Annotated in this window: 13 protein-coding genes; 2 read left to right on the top strand and 11 right to left on the bottom strand. The window is 57.8% G+C overall.

Features of this window, described 5'->3' with window-relative positions; all coding sequences use genetic code 11:
- Positions 1 to 268: 268 nt before the first annotated feature.
- Positions 269 to 1531 (bottom strand): glycosyltransferase, encoded by a 1263-nt coding sequence (locus tag WA157_RS02180; RefSeq protein WP_422619392.1) that lies wholly within the window; start codon positions 1529 to 1531, stop codon positions 269 to 271.
- A gap of 251 nt (positions 1532 to 1782) precedes the next feature.
- Here WA157_RS02180 and WA157_RS02175 point away from each other — a divergent pair, with 251 nt between their 5' ends.
- Positions 1783 to 3456: an asparagine synthetase B family protein gene (locus tag WA157_RS02175; RefSeq protein WP_422619391.1), complete on the top strand. Its 1674-nt coding sequence runs from the start codon at positions 1783 to 1785 to the stop codon at positions 3454 to 3456.
- 194 nt (positions 3457 to 3650) lie between these two features.
- Here the strand turns inward: WA157_RS02175 and WA157_RS02170 are convergent, their stop codons facing one another.
- Together WA157_RS02170 and WA157_RS02165 are read right to left on the bottom strand one after the other, a co-directional pair.
- Positions 3651 to 6941, bottom strand: coding sequence for an Ig-like domain-containing protein (locus tag WA157_RS02170; protein WP_422619390.1), 3291 nt, complete (start codon positions 6939 to 6941; stop codon positions 3651 to 3653).
- Positions 6942 to 7181: 240 nt separating this feature from the next.
- Entirely contained in the window at positions 7182 to 8447 is a 1266-nt protein-coding gene (locus WA157_RS02165) for a hypothetical protein (RefSeq protein ID WP_422619389.1), read from the bottom strand.
- A 171-nt stretch (positions 8448 to 8618) separates the two neighbouring features.
- Between WA157_RS02165 and WA157_RS02160 the strand changes: the two genes are divergently transcribed.
- The gene (locus WA157_RS02160) at positions 8619 to 10235 is read left to right on the top strand and encodes a hypothetical protein (protein ID WP_422619388.1); all 1617 of its coding nucleotides are present in this window, start codon (positions 8619 to 8621) and stop codon (positions 10233 to 10235) included.
- Positions 10236 to 10245: 10 nt separating this feature from the next.
- Here WA157_RS02160 and WA157_RS02155 read toward each other — a convergent pair whose 3' ends face one another.
- The 8 genes from WA157_RS02155 to asnB all read right to left on the bottom strand — a co-directional run bounded on the left by WA157_RS02155 (position 10246) and on the right by asnB (position 20532).
- Complete coding sequence (locus tag WA157_RS02155) at positions 10246 to 11223, bottom strand: polysaccharide deacetylase family protein (RefSeq protein WP_422619387.1); 978 nt, start codon at positions 11221 to 11223, stop codon at positions 10246 to 10248.
- Positions 11220 to 12536: a putative O-glycosylation ligase, exosortase A system-associated gene (locus WA157_RS02150; protein ID WP_422619386.1), complete on the bottom strand. Its 1317-nt coding sequence runs from the start codon at positions 12534 to 12536 to the stop codon at positions 11220 to 11222. The genes WA157_RS02155 and WA157_RS02150 overlap by 4 nt, the downstream gene beginning before the upstream one ends.
- A complete protein-coding gene (locus WA157_RS02145; protein ID WP_422619385.1) occupies positions 12529 to 13908 on the bottom strand; it encodes a phenylacetate--CoA ligase family protein in 1380 nt (459 codons plus the stop codon). Before WA157_RS02145 ends, WA157_RS02150 begins: the two co-directional genes overlap by 8 nt.
- A complete protein-coding gene (locus WA157_RS02140; RefSeq protein WP_422619384.1) occupies positions 13905 to 14939 on the bottom strand; it encodes a glycosyltransferase family 4 protein in 1035 nt (344 codons plus the stop codon). The genes WA157_RS02145 and WA157_RS02140 overlap by 4 nt, the downstream gene beginning before the upstream one ends.
- Positions 14940 to 15024: 85 nt before the next feature.
- The gene (locus tag WA157_RS02135) at positions 15025 to 16092 is read right to left on the bottom strand and encodes a transglutaminase domain-containing protein (RefSeq protein WP_422619383.1); all 1068 of its coding nucleotides are present in this window, start codon (positions 16090 to 16092) and stop codon (positions 15025 to 15027) included.
- Positions 16083 to 17399, bottom strand: a complete 1317-nt coding sequence (locus WA157_RS02130) for a nucleotide sugar dehydrogenase (RefSeq protein ID WP_422619382.1) — start codon at positions 17397 to 17399, stop codon at positions 16083 to 16085. Before WA157_RS02130 ends, WA157_RS02135 begins: the two co-directional genes overlap by 10 nt.
- The gene (locus WA157_RS02125; RefSeq protein ID WP_422619381.1) at positions 17396 to 18610 is read right to left on the bottom strand and encodes a TIGR03087 family PEP-CTERM/XrtA system glycosyltransferase; all 1215 of its coding nucleotides are present in this window, start codon (positions 18608 to 18610) and stop codon (positions 17396 to 17398) included. The genes WA157_RS02130 and WA157_RS02125 overlap by 4 nt, the downstream gene beginning before the upstream one ends.
- Positions 18607 to 20532, bottom strand: a complete 1926-nt coding sequence (gene asnB, locus WA157_RS02120) for an asparagine synthase (glutamine-hydrolyzing) (RefSeq protein WP_422619380.1) — start codon at positions 20530 to 20532, stop codon at positions 18607 to 18609. Before asnB ends, WA157_RS02125 begins: the two co-directional genes overlap by 4 nt.
- Between the last annotated feature and the right edge of the window lie 3 nt (positions 20533 to 20535).

Raw genomic sequence — 20535 nt, 5'->3', positions numbered from 1 at the left:
TGCAGCAAAGCGTCCCGCAGATGCTTGGTCGTCCAGTTCGGATTGCCCGCCTGCATGTACCCCCCATACAACGGGAACGAACCAGGCATCGCGCCAAACGATCGGTGGACCGGTGCAATACTGCCACGCGCAATACCAAGCCCAGCGAACGTATGCTGAAGATCATCGGGGGTGAATGACCTTAACGTGCCTGGGACGAACCGCCTGAATGCCGTGACGTACATCCTCACATGCGTCTTGAAACTCTTTAAAGCAACCACTGTTGAAACTATAGAGGCAGGGCCTTGTTGAGAAATTCCGCAAGCGCCTCACTGCGCCCGCGCCGGGATGACTGTTGCACGATCAATGCTTGCGGCAGCACGGCTTTGCCTTGGCGCCAGTAACGCACCAGCAAGGGCAATACCCGGGCAATCTCGTCCGCTGAATCGAGACGCGCCATGTCAGTCAAGCCTGCCCCGCGCAAAACGCCAGCCGTGTCACCCCTGGGGTCAGTCAGCCCCAAAATGGGTTTCCCAGCACGCAGGTACTCGTATATCTTGGCCGGAATCTGCGCATTGCAGTTGCTGGCCTGCATGACCAGCAGGGCATCGACAGCCATCATTTCTGCCAGCGCCTCACGGTAAGGAATTGCCGGGCACAGTTCGATGAAGTCCTCCGCACCGTGGGCTAGAGCCAATCTTTGAAGCATCTCATCGTGCACCGATGCACGAAAGCGGATGTGCAACTCATCAGAGCCCAGCGTACCCTGACTCTTCAACCGGCCAAGCGCCACGAACAGTTGGGTCGGATCACGCTCCGATGAGTAAACAATGCCGCTGTGCAGCATAAGAAGCGGACGCTTGCCAGCGCCCAGCGCACTGGCGCTGTGGGGCAATAGCCCTGGCTGCAGTGCGGCAGACGCAAAGCTTTCTTCGTCATAGCCGTTTTCCAGCACGACCATGCGGCTGGCAGCGGCCGGGTAGCGCTGCTGGTACATGCGGACCGCACCGGGTGTTGTAAACAGACAGTACCGCGCCTGTGCTGCCGCATCTGCTTCGATGCCCAGATAGCTCTGCCAGGTGCGCGGGTCGGCCGGGTAGCCTTCTTGCGCCATGGGATCGCGAAAATCCGCAACCCACGGAATACCTGTCTTACGGTGCAGTGCCGAGGCAATCACATGCGCTGTGGCGATGGGGTAGGTAGACCAGATCACATCCGGCTTGAACTCTTCAATCAGCTTGAGCCCCTGTCGGATGGCGTCAAACTTCCAGCTGATCCAGCGGTCGGGCCGCGCCATCCAGCCCAGATACCGCCCCGCAATTTGCAGGTGACGGGCGGTGTCCAGTGCAAAGGCCCGGCGCACGACGGTACCGGCGGGCACATCGGCCAGCAGATCGTCACTGGTTTTTTCATAAGCGCTGGGGTGGGCGCTAAGCACCAGCGGCTGCCATCCCAGTGACGGCAAATGCTGTACAAACCGCAACGTTCGTTGTATGCCACTACTGCCCGCCAGCGGCGGGAAATGGTAGGCAATCATCAGGACTCGTTTCAAGTGGATTCCGGTCGTTGTTGCGGCGCTGGCACGCTCGCTTGAGTGTGATCGCAATCATAAATGTGAAAGATCAAGCGCCCAGCGAATTCGAGACAACCGAGGCGACTGATTGCGCAAGTTGACAATTTGTTCGCCTGTTCTTGATGATTCTCATATTCGGCGCACCGTGAAACCGGATGCAGTTGCGCATAATCCACCAACAACACAAAGAACAGCGAATCTCGCTGACCACGATCAACTGTCACTCTCAAATGGCTGCAACCGATAATTCATTTGCCTCCGGCTCCCCCAAATTCGCAGATACACGCTTGACCGAATTGGCGCGAACCGCCGGCGCCGTATCGGCCTGGCGCCAAGCAATTGCCCAAAACGGCCCTGACGCCGCTCTGGGGGTTTCTGGCAACTTTTCCGTGGGGCTACGTTTGCCCGATGGCGGCATCTTTCTGGCGGTGGATCGCTTTGCCATCTGCACCCTGTGCTACAGGGTGGAGAACGGGCAACTGCGCTTTGCCGCGCGCGCCGATGAATTGGCCGACACCAGCACCCAGATTGACCCGCAGGCGATTTTTGATTACCTTTATTTTCACGTCATCCCGTCGCCACGCACGATCTTCAAAGGCATTTACAGGTTACCGCCGGCGCACTATGCGCTGTTTGAAAACGGCCAGCTCAAGGTCGCACCGTATTGGGTGCCCAGCTTTGCAGAGCAACGCAACCCCTCGTTTGACGCGCTCAAGGATGAATTCAGGCAGCTGCTGCAGGACTCGGTCGCGACCCAGCTCGACGGCAGCAAACCAGCCTGCTTTTTGAGCGGTGGCACCGACAGCTCCACGGTGGCCGGCATGATGGCCCTGGCCAGCGGCAGGGTGGCGGCCACTTATTCGATTGGCTTTGACGCGCAGGGCTATGACGAGATGGAGTATGCCCGCCTCGCGTCCAGACACTTCAAGACCGAGCACCACGAGTACTACGTCACGCCGGATGACCTGGTGCGCAGCATCCCGACGGTAGCAGCGTCGTATGACCAGCCGTTTGGCAATTCGTCTGCCCTGCCCGCCTACTACTGCGCCAGGATGGCGCGCGAAGACGGCGTGAGCAAGCTGCTGGCGGGCGACGGCGGCGATGAACTGTTTGGCGGCAACTCGCGCTATGCCAAGCAGCGGGTGTTTGGCTGGTACAACCATGTTCCAGGTTTCCTTCAAAATGGCCTGATGGAACCGCTGCTGGGCACCCGTGCCGCAGCGGCCTTCGCCCTGACCCGCAAGGCGGGCAGCTACGTGGAGCAGGCCCGCGTGCCCATGCCCGACCGGCTGCAGATGTACAACTTGATCATGCGCCTGGGTGCCAGCGAAGTGCTAACGCCACAGCTCATGGCACAAATTGACACCGGGGCGCCGCTGCAACTGGAACGCGCGGTGTGGCAGATGCCCCAGAACTGCAGCCATTTGAATAAGGAGCTGGCCTATGACTGGCGCTTTACCCTCGCAGAGAGTGACTTGCCCAAAGTGCTGGGCGCGACCGGCTGTGCCGGGGTGGGCGTAGGTTTTCCTATGCTCGACGCGCGGCTGCTGGCGTTCTCGCTCAAGCTGCCGACCGCGTACAAGCTCAAAGGCCTGCAACTGCGCTGGTTCTTCAAAGAGGCGCTGCGCGGCTTTCTGCCCGACGAAATCATCACCAAGAAGAAGCAGGGCTTCGGCTTGCCGTTTGGCGTATGGGCCAACACCCACCCGGCCCTCAAGGCGCTGGCTACCGACTCGCTGCACAGCTTGGCGCGCCGCGGCGTGGTGCGTGCCGATTTCGTCCAGACCCTGCTGACGCAACGCCTGCCCGAGCACCCGGGCTACTTTGGCGAGATGGTGTGGATCTTGATGATGCTGGAGCAGTGGCTTGCAACCAAGGCGCCGCAGTACAGGCTTGCCGATTGAATTAGCTATTATTTGTATAGCAAGCTATGTAGGTAATACGGGGGCGGGATGGCCTAAATGCCTGAACCCCAGACTTTGGCTGTCACGCCGGACTTGATCCGGGATCGTATACACGTCAAGCGTTGCACAAGTTGACCAACACCCACCCGGCCCTCAAGCAGCGGGCGGCAGGCAGGGACTTGCGGGCGCTGCCCTCATTCGTAGGTGATGACCAGCTTCGGACGCAGTGACGGCATGCCAGCGAACTCACTCGAGTAAAACATCTTAATCGCACTGGTGTAGCCACTCACCCCCTTGAGGCGCCAGCCAAAGTTGGCGGGCGACGGGGCCAAGCTCATCCCCTGCACGCTGGAAGTCACGTCGAAATTGATCCAACCCGGATTAAAGTTTATCGACGCCAAAGCATCGGGTGTCGCAGCAATGTCCATACCCAGGCCGTTGGCGCCAGCAGTGGACCAGGACAGCCCCGGCAGGCGCCGATTCCAGGTGGCGGAGCTCTCCGACCAGTCCACTAACACGCGGTGCACGCCATAGACCATGTTGTAGTACGAGAACTTGTACAAGGACAAGGTCGCCGAGGTGATCTTCGTGCCGTTCGGAACAGGGCCCCCTTCGGACTGGAAGATCGCGAAGCGCATCAGCGACGAGTAGTCGCTTAACTTGTCCTGGAAACTGGTGTTTGCACCGAAGTTCAGCGTCTGGTGATAGTTAGACAGATAGGCGTCGGCGACAACGAACGGGCCCGCACCGCGCTGCAGCGTGACTGCCCCCGTACCGCCCGAGGCAGGTGATACGGTAATCGACACAACAGCAGAGGTTGTGCTCGCGCCTTGGTCGTCGGTGGCGACTGCGGAAAGGGCGCTGGCGCCCAAGGGAGGCGAGGTCCAGACAAAAGTGAACGGCGCAGCAGTGGCCTCACCGAGCTTGACAACGCCGACGTAAAACTCGACGCGTACCACGGTGCCATCGCTGTCACCCGCCGCGGCTTCAAGGGTGACCGGTGTGCCAAAGGGCACGGTGGTGCCAGGGGTGGGGTGTACCAGGTTAACCGTGGGTGGATTGTTGGGCACTACCACCGGGTTCACCAGGACTGTAACCAGGGCCGATGTCTTGGTGGCCCCCGCATCGTCGGTGGCCACTGCAGTGAGCGTGTGCGCGCCGACCATCGCGCCAGACCACAGCACCTCGAAAGGCGCGGCCAGGCTTTCGCCAATCTTGTTGCTGTCGGCGAAGAATTCGACCTTGGCAACACTGCCGTCGACGTCAGTCGCAGTGGCCGACATCACGATACCGGCCCCCTCTGTGAAGCTGGCGCCATTGGCGGGTGCCGTGATCGACACTGAAGGTGGTAGGTTGCCAGTTCCAGCCGGGTTCACCCAACCATGCGGCTTGTAGATCCAGATGTTGCCCTGCACCGAATCAGCCAGTCCCATAAAGACATCGAGGTTTGGCACGTACTTCCACTTACCAAGGATGCCGGTGCCAAGACTTTCGGTCGGTACCGCGCTTGGCGGAAGGGAAGCCTTGACAATGGTCCAGCCCGTGGCAACCGGCGTTGGCGGCGGTGTCACGGTCCAGACGCGACCATCACCACACCAGAGCTTGAAATCATTGCGAACGGGGTCAAACTCCAGACCACAGTTGCTCATATGGATGGCACCAGTTGACAGCAGTGTTGGAAATTCTCCGCTTGGGTCGACAGGTGTGATCATTTTGTCCCGATTGCCCGCATTGGAATTTGACAGGTCCCAAAAAATGAACGGTGTCTGGAGATGCGTCGACAGGAATATCTTGCGCAATGGGTCATAAGCGCAGGTGCTTTGGCCACCAGAGCCGCCGTAGTAATAGCTATTGACCTGTTTCCAGACATCGGCCGCGGGAGTGGCTAAGTCGCTTATTTCATAGCGGTACAAGCGGTAGGCCGTGCGCACATAGACCACGTCGCGGCCTGCCTCCACAGCATAGCCGGTGCAGCCGTTGGTCAGGGCTTCGACCGGAGGTTTTGATGATGCCGACGCATTCAGCCACGACTCGCGGTTCGACCACATATTTCCGCCGACAATTTCAGGATACGGCGCCACACGTTTTACGTGTGAGCCGGTGCTACCGCCCACCCTGTCGGCGTGCGCGCGGCTTGGGTCAAACAAGTAGGGGCCCGTGACGCGCGCTGTTGTGGCCGTAGCCTGGGTGAGATAGTGCCCGCCATTAGGGTCGGCGGCACCGCCCAGCACCAGCATGCGATCCAGAATCGGCAGAAAGATGGTGTTGTCATAAGTGTGAGCGGATGCCGGCGCCTTGTCGACACCGTCAATCGCATTCCAGTAGCCCAGTTGGGTCTGCACCATTTCGCTTGGTAGCGAGGCACGCTCCCACATCTGTGTGCTGGCGCGCCACAAGTAGACATCATTGCCGCGGTAATTCCCATGGCCACCACCATAAATCAGCAGCGTGGCGCGGTTGGAATCCCAGGCGAAGCCACTCCACGCGAGGATGATCCGCGAGGGCGTGGGGTTACCCCACCCATACAAGGGGCGCAGGTCGGGAGGGGTCCACACCGACGAGAAGGCATTCAGATTGACACGCCGCCACTCGCCTTCGGCCATGCCGGCCACGACCGCGAGCAGGTTAGAGACGTCCGGCGTGCCGGCAGTGGCGACCGTTGATTGTCGGCGCGCACTGGGGACGTCAAACGGACGTGGGGCCAGACCCGGCGCAGTGCTGGCAGTGCCCGCCGACTCGCCAATGTAAAGGGTCATCGTCTGGGACGCCAGCTGACGCTTGGCGTCCTGCGAGCGCACGGTGAAGGTGAACTCACCGGAATATGCCGGACGGCCAATGATGTCACCGGTCGCACCATCCAATACCAAACCCGGAGGCAACTCGCCATCCACGATCGCATAACTGTAAGGCGGCATGCCAGCCGACATACTGAGTTGTGCAATGTAGGGTTCATCCTTCAGGCCAACCGGCAGCTTGTCGGACGCAAATGCCATGGCTGGTGCCCGTTGGCCAAGATACTGCAGGCGCACCGCATCCACGTACAAGGGCGCGCCGTTTACGCTACGCAGCAGCAGCGCCCCGGGGATCGAGGGGTCGAACGGGTATGTTCCAAGCGATTGCCATGCGCCGCCACCGCTGCGTTGGCTCTGGGATACTGTGCTGTGACCGCCGTTGTATTCGACCGTGATATCCGCAGCACCGGCATCCGCCAGATTCTGCGGCCACCAGACGAACACTTCATAGTGACCGGCGTATGGCACCTGCAATGCAAAGCGCGCACTCGCTGCACCATTACTGCGCAAGACCTGCGGGCTCTTGGCCAAATAGCCGGTCACGTGGTCGAAACTGCCTTCGGTAACCAGCCCTGGACTTGTGACGTCAATCACCAAATTGGCAAGCGTCTGTTGCAGGCTGGCCGGGGTCGGCGACGTCGGCGTGCCTGAGGTATCAGCGCCACCACCACAAGCCGTCAGGCCAACCAGCATGAGCCAATAGCCCAAGCACCCCAATTTCTGACGTGCAACCCGGCAGAGTGAAGAGCTTGGGATGAGCCTATTCATGGGCAACGATGGTTTTGTGATGGGTCATCACGCAATAAGCAATTTTCGTGCTCGCGGCCTGAAAGCCAACTGGAACAACGGGTTAGTGACGCTTGACTTAATCGCTGTTGCTGACCTGTAAACCTTTCCGACAGGCCGGCGCGGAAAATATGCCTGGGCAGACGTTCACACGAATGGACGGTAGGCGATTACGGCGGACGAACTGCGCGCCATCCAGACAAATGACTTGACGGCTGGTGCGTAGCTCCATCGTTTACCGGCAACGTGGGCGGTCGGAATCGAAACACCGACCAGTGGTCGGCGTGTCACCATCCATGTTGACGCTGGATCTTGCGGCGGAACGATGTCGTAGAGCGCCGAGTTATCCGCCCCCGTCAACAGCACAAATTTATCTGCTTCAGGAACGAAATCGAATGGGTGGGATGAGCCGGACCGAGCTGGAATGCTCGTCGAGAGGGGTGGCACCATCCACCCCATTTCCGGGGAGGCGCAGCGAAGGAAGGCAAGCACCAGTTTGCCGCCCACGGTGCACGTCATTACAAGAATATCGCGCTCGGAGTCGTACCGCATGGTCACGCTGTCTGGATTCGCCGCAGGGGCTAATCGTGCCTTACTTGAAAAGCGTATCTCCAACTGCCGTTGCGTCACGACGTCAAGGTAGCGGATCTTGGGCGGGGCCGACGATAGGCCCGCAATCCACCAAAATCTCCTGCGAAGCGAATCGTAGGCGGAGCATGCCCCGGGAAACAAATAGCTGGTCGGCCCATTCACCGACCAGCGCACCCACTTGCCATTGCGCATCGCTGTGGATTGAAAATCAAATCGATGAGCCCAGCCAGTGCAGCCCGACATATTCACGTGAACGGCATAGCTGGAAACGCGGATCAATGACCCGCAAGGGGCTCCGCCATCGGCGGGCGGCAATATGGCGAGCGTGTCATAGGTATGACCCGCACCCGGCTGGCCATCGCCATACTCACAGTGCGACGAGTTGAACGCGGGATCGACTTTCTGGGCCAGTCCGATTGTGGAAATCCAGTTCGCACCATTGGCGCTTGGTGTTGGATTCGACAAGCGCTTGAACGTCAAGTCGTTCAAGTCAAGTACCACAACGCTGTTGTCAAAGGTGGCGGCGTGCCCACCGCCGTGGAACACCATCGCCCCCAAAGTACCCCAATACGGATTGAAGACACCCCCGGAGTAGTCGTCAATGATCTTCCCGAACGCGTATTCCCACCCAGCCAGCTTTCCATTTTGCGAAAGAAAGGTATTCGCGGTCACAACCGCCTTGATATCGCCTGCGCTTGCAGGCACCCAATTTGTTCCGGGTACTGGTGCAGCCAGTGCTATGTCACAGGCACTCAATGCCACGGCACCCACCTGCGTCAACGCGAACTGCAAGAATTGTCTCCGGTCAAATGGATTTTCCATAGCAGGGTCTCCGAAGCTGGCGAATTCTTCCAGTATAAGTTTAGACACGCCAACAGCTTTTCATCAGTTACAGGTACGTGAAATGATGCTGGTCTTTTTTTTCACGATAGATCAAAATTACATTTGACGCCTGAGCACTGGTCATCTACTTTTTTGTATTGAGGAATCAAAATGGACAGACGTAAGTTTGTTGCTGGAACCGTGGCAGGTGCAGGCGCCCTGACTTTCCCCGCATGCGGGGGGAGTACCAGTAACACAGCAACTTCCTCTGCTCCTGCGCGCCCCCCCCCGGAATTCCGGCAGTTCCAGACATGGGATGGTGGTAGTGGTCCAAATCGTGCATTTTGGAGCCGCAAGCTCCTGTTGCCATGGGTGAATTCCGGTCGCGGCGATTGGCTTGATGCCAAGCAAGCGCCACAGGGAAGCGTGCCCTATGCAGCAGGTAAGGTCTCCTTGGGTCCTCTTAAGCTCGACGTGACCAGCTTGGTGAACCGATGGGTAAGGTCAGGGCTAAATCGCGGCTTCTATCTTAGATCTGGAGAGAACTGGGCATTTACGTTTGCAGGACGAACCCATGGCGTGGTGAGTGCCCGTCCGCAACTGCTAGTTGTGTCGCGCAGCGGAACGACGGTAATTGAATGTTCGTGCAATGCAATGTGGTCGCCCAGCACGTACAAGTCCAATGACAGCCGGGCTACGTTTATGGTCGCCAAAGATAACCAGTTCGCGGCGTTGCAATTTGATATTTCAATGCTCACTGAGCCAGTGCAGAGCGCGACGCTGTCACTGACCTGCTTGTCATTCAAATATTTCGGCACATTGGAGGTCTTTGAGCTGAATCCGCCCGAGTTTCGTAATGGGGCAGGAGCACTGACGAAACGGTCCGGGTTGGCGAACAAATTTCCGTTTGATCGCGGATTGAGTGCGCATCCAAGCGTCGTTTTCGCTGGCGATTTCTCTGACATCTCAAGAAAGCGATGGCAAACCGGCGGCGTTGCCCCAATCACGAGCCAAGTGAAAGACCCCAACACGGGATCAACCTACCTGCGGGGACTGATTCCCAGGGGGGAGACTGCAGGATGCACGCTTGAGCGGACGATCGTTGGTGGGACCAGCGCCGGAGTTCCAGTCAAGACTGAGACTGAACTTTATGGTCGCTACTATGTCTTTCTTGAAGACGACTGGGGGTCTGAGGTCGACGCGAACAAGATGCCGGGGTGGGACGGTCGATTTGGATGGTGGAATTCCGCCGGCCACTGGGAAAACACGACCGGTAACGGTGGGTCACGCCCCACTGGACTGAAGGTACGAAATGCAAAAGCGAATCGTTGGGAGTACGAAGGAGCGTCAATGCGTGGGCACGGCGGAACACGATCAAATGATGGCAACCCCTACGATGATCTTTTCTGGATTGGTAGTTACATGTATCACCTGGATCAAGAGGGCCCGTACGGTGAGTCAATCAGGTGGCCGGGGATTGTCGTCGGGAAAGGCCGCTGGTATTGCATCGAACAATACATCAAGATGAATTCAATTGCGGGCCCCTTCGATGAAACCGGCAACGGCGTGGCCATCAAGGATGGAGAGTACAGAGTCTGGGTGGATGGGGTCCAGGCCTATGAACGGACAAATTTCCGGTGGCGCCGGCATCCCGAGATGGGAATTCAAGGATTCTGGCTCAACTGGTACCACGGCGGTATGGTTCCTGCCCCTCGAAACATGCACTTTAGGATGGATGCTGTAGTCATTGCACGCGCCTACGTCGGGCCTCGAAACGAACGCCTTTGAGGGCGTCTTCTCACGTCACGGCACTGGCTACCGCTTGGGGTGCGCTACGGCGCAAGTTGGTTAGCAAGCGTATGCCATATCTTGATCGGGTCCGGTCCCAAGGAGTAAAGCGCGGCAGCTGATGAACGTCGCCGGTCTGCATTGCGACGCCAGGCGCCGTCGAAAATGCAGCAACAAATCCCGCTTGCCGGACCATGGCAACGTGCTTGGCAGAGTAGTCCATGTCCGGCTTCCCATTTGGATAGGCAAAAAGGGAAACTGACTGTCCCAACAAGGACTCAAGAACGATTTTGCTATTTGAAATCTCTGGCAACGCCTGCTCATCGGGGATCTTTTCCAGGATTGGATGCGAACATGTATGCGCGCCGATTTGCATCCCCGCATTTCGCAACGCGAGCACTTGTTCTGATCGCATCATCAGGTCATCAGGCAAGCCACGACCAGCAATGTCAATTACTTGCGCCACTGCGTCTTGGCGCTCGCGCGGCCCGAGGTACTTTATATGGCAAAGCAATGACTCTATAGCGACGCGGCGCTGCTCATGTGATTCAAGACAATGAACGCCGAGTCCCGCGTCACTCAGATCCAGCGCTTTGCCATGAAAGACGCGAACGGCTTCGATGACTGAGTCATTCCACATGCGACCTCCATCCAGAAACGAAGTGGCAATAAAAAATGTTGCCGACATGCCATGACGTAGCAGAATCGGCATCGCATTGATGGCATTGTCAGCGTAGCCGTCATCAAACGTGATTGCGGCCGCGCGCGGCGGCAAGGTGCCAGTGCCAAGCCGCCACACCGCCTCATCAAGTGGAATGACTTGAAACCACCGCGCGATCCATGACAAGACTTCGTCGAAGCGACGAGCATCCTGCTCGCCAGGAAACAGTGGATCGGCCTGGGAAAGCACACGATGAAAAATCAGAATCGACAAACGAGCCTGCGTTCCGCCGGGGGACAACGCTCCGGCAATACTTTTCAAAATCACGATTGAAGCTTTCCGATCGCGGCCGCCCGTGTTTGATTCTTGGGAGCCGTTTCACCGAGAACACCTTGAGTCTCTGTTTGCCATCGCTTTTCTTGAAGCCAGCGTGATGACACCACTAATATCACCAGAATGTTATACGGCAGGTCGAAATAAGCGAGACTCAAAAAAGCACCCCCAACCATGTACCCCACCAGAGAAACCTGGCACATCCCCGCCAGGTAATAGATCCACTTTGTCTCCTCTCGCACCAGGGCGTCTCTGCGAATTCTGCCAGCTGTCCGGAATGCCAGCCACCAGACCAGCAAGAACAGGAGCAGGCCAATATAGCCATGCTCGCCGAGCACCGAGAAATAGATACTGTGTGCCACATGCACGTCACTTGGGTTCGCCGCGAATTTGGAAAATATCTCGGGTGTATAACTCTCGAACCCGCCACCAGAAAGCCGGCTGTTGGCCAAGTTGACGGTCATTCCCCATGCATTGATCCTGCCCATTGCAGAGCCATCCTGCTCATAGGTCCGAATGGTACTCATGCGGTTCTCCCACGAATTCGGCATGAAGGCAATGATGGTTGCCGCCACAATTGCAACGGTGATGCCGGTGGCGACCTTTCGATTCGACCGCGCCAAAAGCACCAGACCCATGGCTAACATTGCTAGGAACGCACCTCGCGATTGCGTACCGATGGCAGCGACTGCCGAAAGTACCATCAGGGCCAAAAGGCCTATTCGAATCAATCGGTTCACTGCAACCATTCTCAGATAATTTATCAATGGAATGGCCACGACTAGAGCGAGCGCAATTTCGTTGTTTCCTTCGATGAAACCACCCGGCGGACCCCAAACGGTACTAGCACCACCTGTAGCAATGGTAAAAAGTCCACCCTTGAAACCGTAAAACCCAATTGAAATAGCGTTCACCCACACGAAAAGTTCTATGTGCCTGCGCTCTCGCAAGGCGGCAAATGCAATCGCCGTCATCAACTGGATCTTCAAAACCTTGTTGAGCTGCTCCCATGAGATCAATGGGTAGAAGGCGAATGCTGTGGTCACGCACATCCAGATGACAAACGCAAACAGGACTTTGACCGGGGGTTCCCACGGCATATTCAGTTTGTCCCTGGTAGTAAACAGCGAAAGAATCGTGACGCCGGCTACTACTGCTGCCCACGGGGCGTTTTGGGCAAAATCCCACGCCAGCTTGTGGGGGTTCATGATGCTGATCCAGGTCCACAACAAAATGCCGATCCAGGTGTGCCGCAGGGCAAATGGCAAAGCGCCAAGAACGATACCAAGCATCAGTAAATCACGCACTTTTGACCTCCTTGCCATTCCCAAAAACCCTGACCTGACTCACAACATAGCGAAACTTGCCTGAGGATTCATTGGCAATGTCACTCACCCTTTCGACGCGAATATCAACGGCTTCACCCAACCGGGCTTTGAAGTCGCGAATGATGCGCGCCTCTTCGGCTGCGCCAAAGGCTGGCCCCGCCACGACCTTGACGATTGTTTGATCCAGCGACGACTGCTCAATTTTGAAACGTTCAACACCCGGCAGATCCCGCACTGTGTAGATCAATGCCAGACCGTGCATGATCGTGCCATTGCGGGCCACAACAAAGTCGGTCGTGCGTCCCTGAACTTCTTTCAGCACGGGCAAGCCACGGCCACACGCGCATGGCTTATCGTCCAAAACCCCTATATCACCGGTGCGATAGCGCACGAAAGGAAAGTCCGCAGTTGCCATGTGTGTGACGACAATTTCGCCAGCCTCCCCTGCGGCCGCAGGAGAGCCGTCTGGACGCACTGTTTCCACAATGATGTCTTCGGCGCTGATATGCAAACTACCCTCAGGGCACTGGTGTGCGATGAACCCTGCGTCGCGCGCGCCATAGCCGTTAGCCACCGGGCAAGCAAATACCTCACTGATGATGGCTCGTTGCTCTTCATAGAGCTTCTCGGAGGTGACGAATGCAACCTTGATCCCCAGATTATTCATGGCAACGCTTTTGTGCCGTGCGTGCTGTGCAATGAGAGACAGACTCGATGGATAGCCAAACAGCATGGTAGGACGAGTAACGCGGATCGTCTCCACAAACCGGTCCAAATTTTGAGGCGACATCTCAAAAGCTGGCAACAAGCGGCTTCGCAGCAGTGCATCACGCAGGCGCCTGACGCGGTCTTGTGCACCAATCTCCATCGGGCTACCCCACACGACCAGTTCAGAGTCGCCAATATCAACACCCCACCAACGGGTGGCGCGCCATTTGGCAGCGACGTCGTGGTTTTTGCGCCCCTTGCCCATGTAAAAGATGAGGGGCTCTCCGGAAGAGCCACCGGTGTTGTAACGGGTCAATGGGCCATAGCCTTCGGCCTTCAGCTTGTCGACGTTTTCCCGGATGTCTGATTTGGCGAGCAATGGCAACAGCTGCAATGCAGCGGTCGAGCGGACCGCGTTCGGGGCGAAATTGAGTTGTTTGAACAACTGTTGGTAGTAGGGCACACGCTGTCCGATATCGACCAGGAACTGCCGCAATCTCTTGGCACGGTAAGTCTCAAGTTGTTCAGCGGGCCACCACTGACTTTCTTCCAAGTGTTTTCGCAGTGCCACGGAGTCATGACCTTTGATGCGTTCGTGGAGCGGAAAAAAAACGTTCGAACATAGTGCGGTATAGAGACTCATAGCGCCCTCCCTGGCGTAGCAGACCGGATATAGGCATCCAGCCACTTGGCGCGTACCTGCGGCCAAGCATACTTCTCTGCCTCGACCAGCCCAGCCTGCCGCAGACTCGCGGCCATAGTGGGGCTCTGCAAGACACGAAGTACTTCCCGGGCCATGGCTTGATCGTCGCCGATTGGCACCAATAGGCCGGAGACACCGTGCTCGACCATATCCGGAATGCCGCCGGCACAGGTGCTAACCACCGGCACACCACTGGCGAAGGCTTCAAGGATCGAGATGGGCATGTTGTCGACCGTACTCGAATTGATCATGCAGTCAGCTGACGCGTACAAGGCTGGAATGCAGGCGTTGTCAATGCGACCTGAAAATTGCACGTCATCCGTCAGCTGAAGTTTCAACACCAGCGCCTTCAGGTTGGCAAGCTCGGGGCCACTGCCGGCGATCGTCAATGTAGCCCCCGCGAACGACTTTTTAACGACCGCAAAGGCACGGACTGCGGTCGGGATGTCGTAGATGGGCTCCAGATTTCGGGTGACAACAATATGCGGCGAATCGCCGAATACTCTCGGCCGCGTTGGCGTAAAGCGTGACAGATCAATAATGTTCGAGATGACATCGGCACTCAAGCGGTGATTGGCAAAGACTCTCTGCAAAAATACCGAAGGCGTCACGCGCATGGATGCCTTCGCAAGCATTCGTAGCACATACTTGGGGGCCTTTGCAAAAAAAGGATCCGCATTCCCACCCCGGTAATTGACGATAACCGGCGTCGCCCGCAGGCGCGCAACAATCATCGCTGGCGCCGCAAAGAGATGCCAAGCCCACCCGGAGTTGGCCAGAATGTGCATCACATTCACCCGCCCGGCAGTCCGCCACAAATGAGCCAGATACGGAACCAGGCGAAAGACAGCGCGCACCATGGGAATGCGACCCACCCAATGCGGTTGATACGGACTATTGGTTCGTACGAATTCAACGACCACACCTTCCGACTGGAGCAACAGGATAAGTTGCTGGCATTGATTGGCCATGCCGCCCGAGGGTGGCGGCAAGGGACCGACCAGGCCAACACGCGGCAACGGGTTCGCAGCGGAAGCTTCCAATTTGCATGTTGCGCTATTGACCATCTTGTACCGCGCCGGGCCTGGATAAAACGGGGTGCTGGCGACGCCGGACCCGCACCGCCGCAACCCAACAAAATAGCGCTGCGAGCGTCGCCAGAGATGCCACCCACACAACAACGAAAAGATGCATGCGCAGACGCCACATCGCATTGGCCTGGCGGCGGTTGGCCTCGGTGACCATCAGTTTCACCGGCGGAAATACCCCTTGCGCAATGCCCCCCAACTGCTCCAGTGAGCGCGAGACGCCGGAGAATGTACGAACCAACAAGGCCCGGTCGTAGGTAAACACATTGTTGCCCCACCACATGTACCACTCGGGCAACCCGCGACGGTAATAGCGCCAGGCTTTTTCTTCAATCGACCAGCCAACCCTGGCACCCGGGTAAAGCGGCGCCAGCGTGAGTTGCGGTGAATTGCTGAGCAAGGCCTGACGAAACTCAAGGGCAGACAGAGGCACCCCCACCGTTTCGAAATAATAGTAATTGTTGAAAATATCAACCAGTTGCCATCGCCCCAGTTGCCGATTCCATATTTCGGGCCAAATATGCCCATCGCCGCCAAACCCGTCAAAAGAGAACGCCCAGGACCGCACGGGCATGCCCGCAGCAAGGGAGATGGCCATGAACACGTCCACAAAATCGCCACAGTAGCCTTCGCCGCTGTCAACAATGCGCCGGTAAGTGCCGCGCAGGTCCGACTTGACTGCACCCCCCAACAGCACCGGGCTGCTGCCCAACAAATGACGACTGATGGTCAAGGCGCGCGCCCAGTCGTCAGGCAGCGCAGCCAGCCCGAGACGAGCCGCTACGTCAACAAAAAACGGATCAGCCGGCCCACGCTCTTGCAAGAAGCTGGGAGGCACGCTGGCAGGGGTCCAATTGAAGTTGACTGGGGTTTGGTCAGTCAAGAGCAAGGCATTGCGCATGCGCACAAGCTCGGTGGAGCTGGTCAGGTACGGCGCAAGCGACAACACGCAAAGAACAAGCACCGCGAGACTGAGCCAGGCGCCACGGCGCCACCGCAATGCAAGGCCCGACGACTGGTCCCCGTTTACCAGCATAAGCCTTCCACCTTGGCCCGAATGGCTGCACAGTTGGGCAGGTTGACCAGGTCGAGCACGAGCTGGTCGGGCCGACAGCGACTTGCCAGGGTGTCGAAAACCGCCTGATCAGCGAGCCCGACCACCAACACCTCGGACTCGTCAATAACGCCCTCTATGTCGGCGCGCAACATCTGCCCAATGTGGGGGAGATGTTTCTCAATAAAACTGCGATTGGCACCCAGCAGTTGGGCCAGACGGACCTCGGGGTCATAAATGGAAAGCTGCATGCCCTTGCCAATCAGTTGTTCGGCCAGACTGACCAACGGGCTCTCGCGCAGGTCGTCGGTGCCGGTCTTGAATGACAAACCAACAAACCCGATCTTGCGCTTGCCAGTGGCCAACAGTTTTTGCAGCGCCAGGTCAAGATGATCGCGGTTAGACGGCATGATGCCCGCCAGCATGGGAATCTCAACATCATGTATCTTGGCGAGATAGGTAGTGGCGCGCAAATCCTTGGGCAGGCAGGAACCACCGAAGGCGAAACCAGGGTTCAGGTAAGCGCGCGAAATATTCAGATGGGTGTCCTGGCACATCAGGTCCATCACCTCGAACGCGTCCACACCAAGGGCATCGCAAAGGCGGGCGGTTTCATTGGCAAAGGTGATCTTGAGGGCGTGGAAGTTGTTGCAGCAGTACTTCATCATCTCGGCGGAGCGCACCGTGGTTTCGAGAAATTTACAAGGCAACTGGCCAAACAGCTCTCGCAGACGCTCGACCGGATAGGCATGGTTGGCGCCTACGACGGTAAACGGAGGTTTGTCGTAATCACGAATGGAGGAGCCCTCGCGCAAAAATTCGGGCTGAAAACAAAGAAAAAAATCTTTTCCCTCTTTCTTGCCGGACTGCGCTTCAATGATCGGGCGCAAGACATCCTCCACCGTACCCGGAACCAGTGTTGAACGGAAAACGACCACATGCGGCTCCTGCTTTTCAGCAATGGCTCGACCTATTTCTTCAGCCAGGCGAAGAATGGCACCCTGATCCTGACTGCCATTGGCCGCAGATGGCGTGCCAACGCAGACCAGAGATATTTCGCTGTCAAGCACCGCGGCTTGTGCATCGGTGGTCACTGTGACCTTGCCACTGGTGGCCACTTGCGCCATGAGATCGACCATGCCCTCTTCCACCACCGGTGTCTTACCCGCCATGATCAAGTCAAGTTTTGTGCGGTCGATGTCAACCCCTATCACGTCGTGACCGTCGCGTGACAAACAGGCCAGCGACACCGCCCCCACATAGCCCAGTCCAAAAATGCTGATCTTCATGCAACTACTCCCTTGCTTTTTGAAAAATTATTGACGGCGCGGTCAATGATGCCGTCCAGGCGCGCCATTGAACGGGGCCAGGCGTGGTGGCTGAGCATGCGCAGCCGACCGGCCACAGCCAGGCGATTGCGCTCGGCCGGACTGTCGACAATATTCATAATGGCCTGCGCACAGGCTACCGGCGTGTCAGCGACAAGAAAATGCGTTTCGGACTCGGCATCGACGCCGCCAGCGGCGATGCTGCTGGTCACAACCGGCACGCCCATCGCCATGGCCTCCAGAATCTTGTTCTGCGTACCGCGCGCAATGTTGAGCGGTGCCACCATCAAGGCTGACTTGCGGACAAAGGAGCGAACATCCGGCACTGAGCCGGTCACCGTGACCCCTGGTAAATCACCCAGTTTGCGCATCGCAGGCGTCGGGTCGGCCCCAACAATCAAGAGTTTCATGCCCGGGCGGGCGCTCTTGAGCAGGGGCCAGGTCTCTTCACAGAAGCGCGCCATGCACTCCTGATTGGGGTAGTAGTCCATGCGCCCAATAAAGCTGATGGTGTCAGCGTCATAGGGCTCATCCGCAGGGCAGAAAAAATCTGCGTCCACACCGTTGGGAAACCAGTCGGTATCAGCCCCGGTAGCGTAGGCCTCGAGGGTCTCCCACTCGGCCCGGGTGGTGGCGCTACACAGGTCAAAGCGCCGGGCCAGACGCTTTTCGGCGGCCCGCATCTTGGCGCCCTCAAACCGGTACCCAAGCGACAGGGGAAACGGCTTGTAGTTGGCGTATTCAAACCATTTTTGGGAGTCCATGTCGCCAAAGTCCAGAATCTTGGGGACGTCTTGAACATGCTCAACGTATTGCGCGACCGAGGAGCAATGAACAAAAATAAGGTCCCACGGCTTTGACCTCAATAAGCCGCGCACATGTTTTTCCAACTCGGGGGAATAGAAGAACCCCATCGACGACGGCGTCGCCACCGGCAGTCGCACGAGCATGCGCGCCACCTGAACCCACTCGGTGACGTGCCCTATCTCGAAACCGTCGCAATAAGGCGTAATCCCCTTACTCTCCTCGGCCTCTTCAGGCGACCGGGCCAATGAGCAAACAGTCACCTGATGGCCGGTCGCCGACAAGTGGCGGATCATATTGAACGGTCGGATTTTTCCCCCGCGCTTGGGTGGAAATGGAAAACGGTGGCAGAGATACAGGATGTTCATGAGGCGTAGCCTTTGAGTTCGGCCGCAACGTCAGTCGGATCGCGATGATCCAGATAAATCCGGCTCCAGATTTCCAAATTGAGCAGGGCCAGCAAGACATCGGTGCCGTCGAAACGATTGGCCTGGTGATCGGCGACGAGCCGGTCAATCACAGACTGCCGAAAGAGTCCGCGCCGCTGCGTCACATCAGGGGCCAGCAGACGCCCCAGCAAGGGAGCGAGTTCGTTCTTGAGCCATGCCCCCATGGGGGTGCCGAAGCCGCGCTTTTTTCGTTCCAGAATGTCCGCGGGAAGAAGGTCATTCAAGGCTTCCTTCAGGACATGTTTGAGGTGACCACCGCGCACTTTGATCGCAGCAGGCATGGAGGCGGCCAGTTCCACCAGTTGATGGTCCAGCAGCGGCACGCGGCATTCAAGAGAGACGGCCATGCTCATTTTGTCGGTCAACATCAGCAAGTCATCGGGCAACTGTGTTTGCGCATCCACAGCAAGCATGCGATTGAGGGAATCTTCATGGCCCGCCCCGGCAAAGGCCAGCTCCAGCGGATCAGTTTGAGCAACATCGGCTTGCATCAATAGCGCGGAGACGGCCTCCCGATCCAGCACCTGAAGGTAGCTACGGTAGCGGTCATCGGCACCCATTTCAGCCGAAGAGAGAAATCCTTTGGCTAGGCGCAAGGTATTGAGCAGGCCGGAGTGGCGGTCAACCGGCAAGCACCCGGCGACAGACGCAGCAGACCGCCGCAACCAGCCCGGCAGTCGGCCGTATTGCTGCGCATAGTGGTCGCCTAGGTAGCGGCGATAGCCACCAAAGAGTTCATCCCCGCCGACACCGGAGAGAATCACTTTCACATCCTGCCGGGCGAACTCGGACACCAGAAAAGTGGTGATGAATGCGGTGTCCGACAGCGGCTCATCCATGTGCCACAGCAGTTTGGGCAGCAGGGAAACAACGTCGGGACGAACCACAATCTCACGATGCTGCGTGCCAAAAAGCTCAGCCACGCGACGGGCATAAGGTAACTCGTTGTAGAGCGCCTCTGCTTCGCCGCCGCTAAAGCCAATGGCGTAAGTGCGTATCGGCTGCTGGGAATGCTTCGCCATGAATCCGACCACGGCGCTGGAATCGACACCCCCCGACAGGAAGGCACCAATTGGCACGTCACTCACCATCTGCATGCGCACTGACGCGTCTAGCTGCGCCCGAACCCGCTCGATCCACTCACGCTCTGACAGATCCTGATTCATGCGCGGGGAAAGTCGCCAATAACGCCACTCGCGCACTTGGCCGTTTTCAACGGCGAGAAGCGTGGCGGGCGGCAATTTACGAATACCCTTGAAGATGCAGTCGGGCGCAGCGACATAGCCCAGGTGCAAGTAGCTGGCGACAGCACTGCGATTCAACTCGGCGCTGACGCCGGGCAATGTGAGCAGCGCCTTGGCCTCGGTCGCAAACGCCAATCGCTGGCCGTCTTGCATCACATAGAGCGGCTTGACCCCGAGCCGGTCACGGCCAATCAAAAGACGATGACGACGAAGATCCCATAGCGCAAAATCGAACATGCCATTGAGGCGCAGCACAAAGTCGTCACCCTCGGCCTCATAGAGGTGCAACAGCACTTCACTGTCTGACCCGGTTTTGAAGTGATAGCCTTTGGCCTGGAGTTCAGAGCGCAACTCCCGGTAGTTATATATCTCGCCGTTGCAGACCAACCAGAGTGTTTCGTCAAGGTTGGACAAGGGTTGATGCCCCCCCGCCAGATCAATGATTGACAGTCGGCGCATGGCAATGCCGCAGGGGCCGTCGATGTGCATACCCTCGTCGTCAGGCCCCCGATGTCGGGTCACGTTGCCCATGGCCGACAACAGCTCAGGAGCCACACCTTGCCCATCAAAACGATAAATGCCGTGGATGCCGCACACGAT

The sequence above is a fragment of the Rhodoferax ferrireducens genome (assembly GCF_049302455.1).
GTDB classification, from domain to species: Bacteria; Pseudomonadota; Gammaproteobacteria; order Burkholderiales; family Burkholderiaceae_C; genus Rhodoferax; species Rhodoferax ferrireducens_B.
This window is presented reverse-complemented; position numbering and strand designations above follow the sequence as displayed.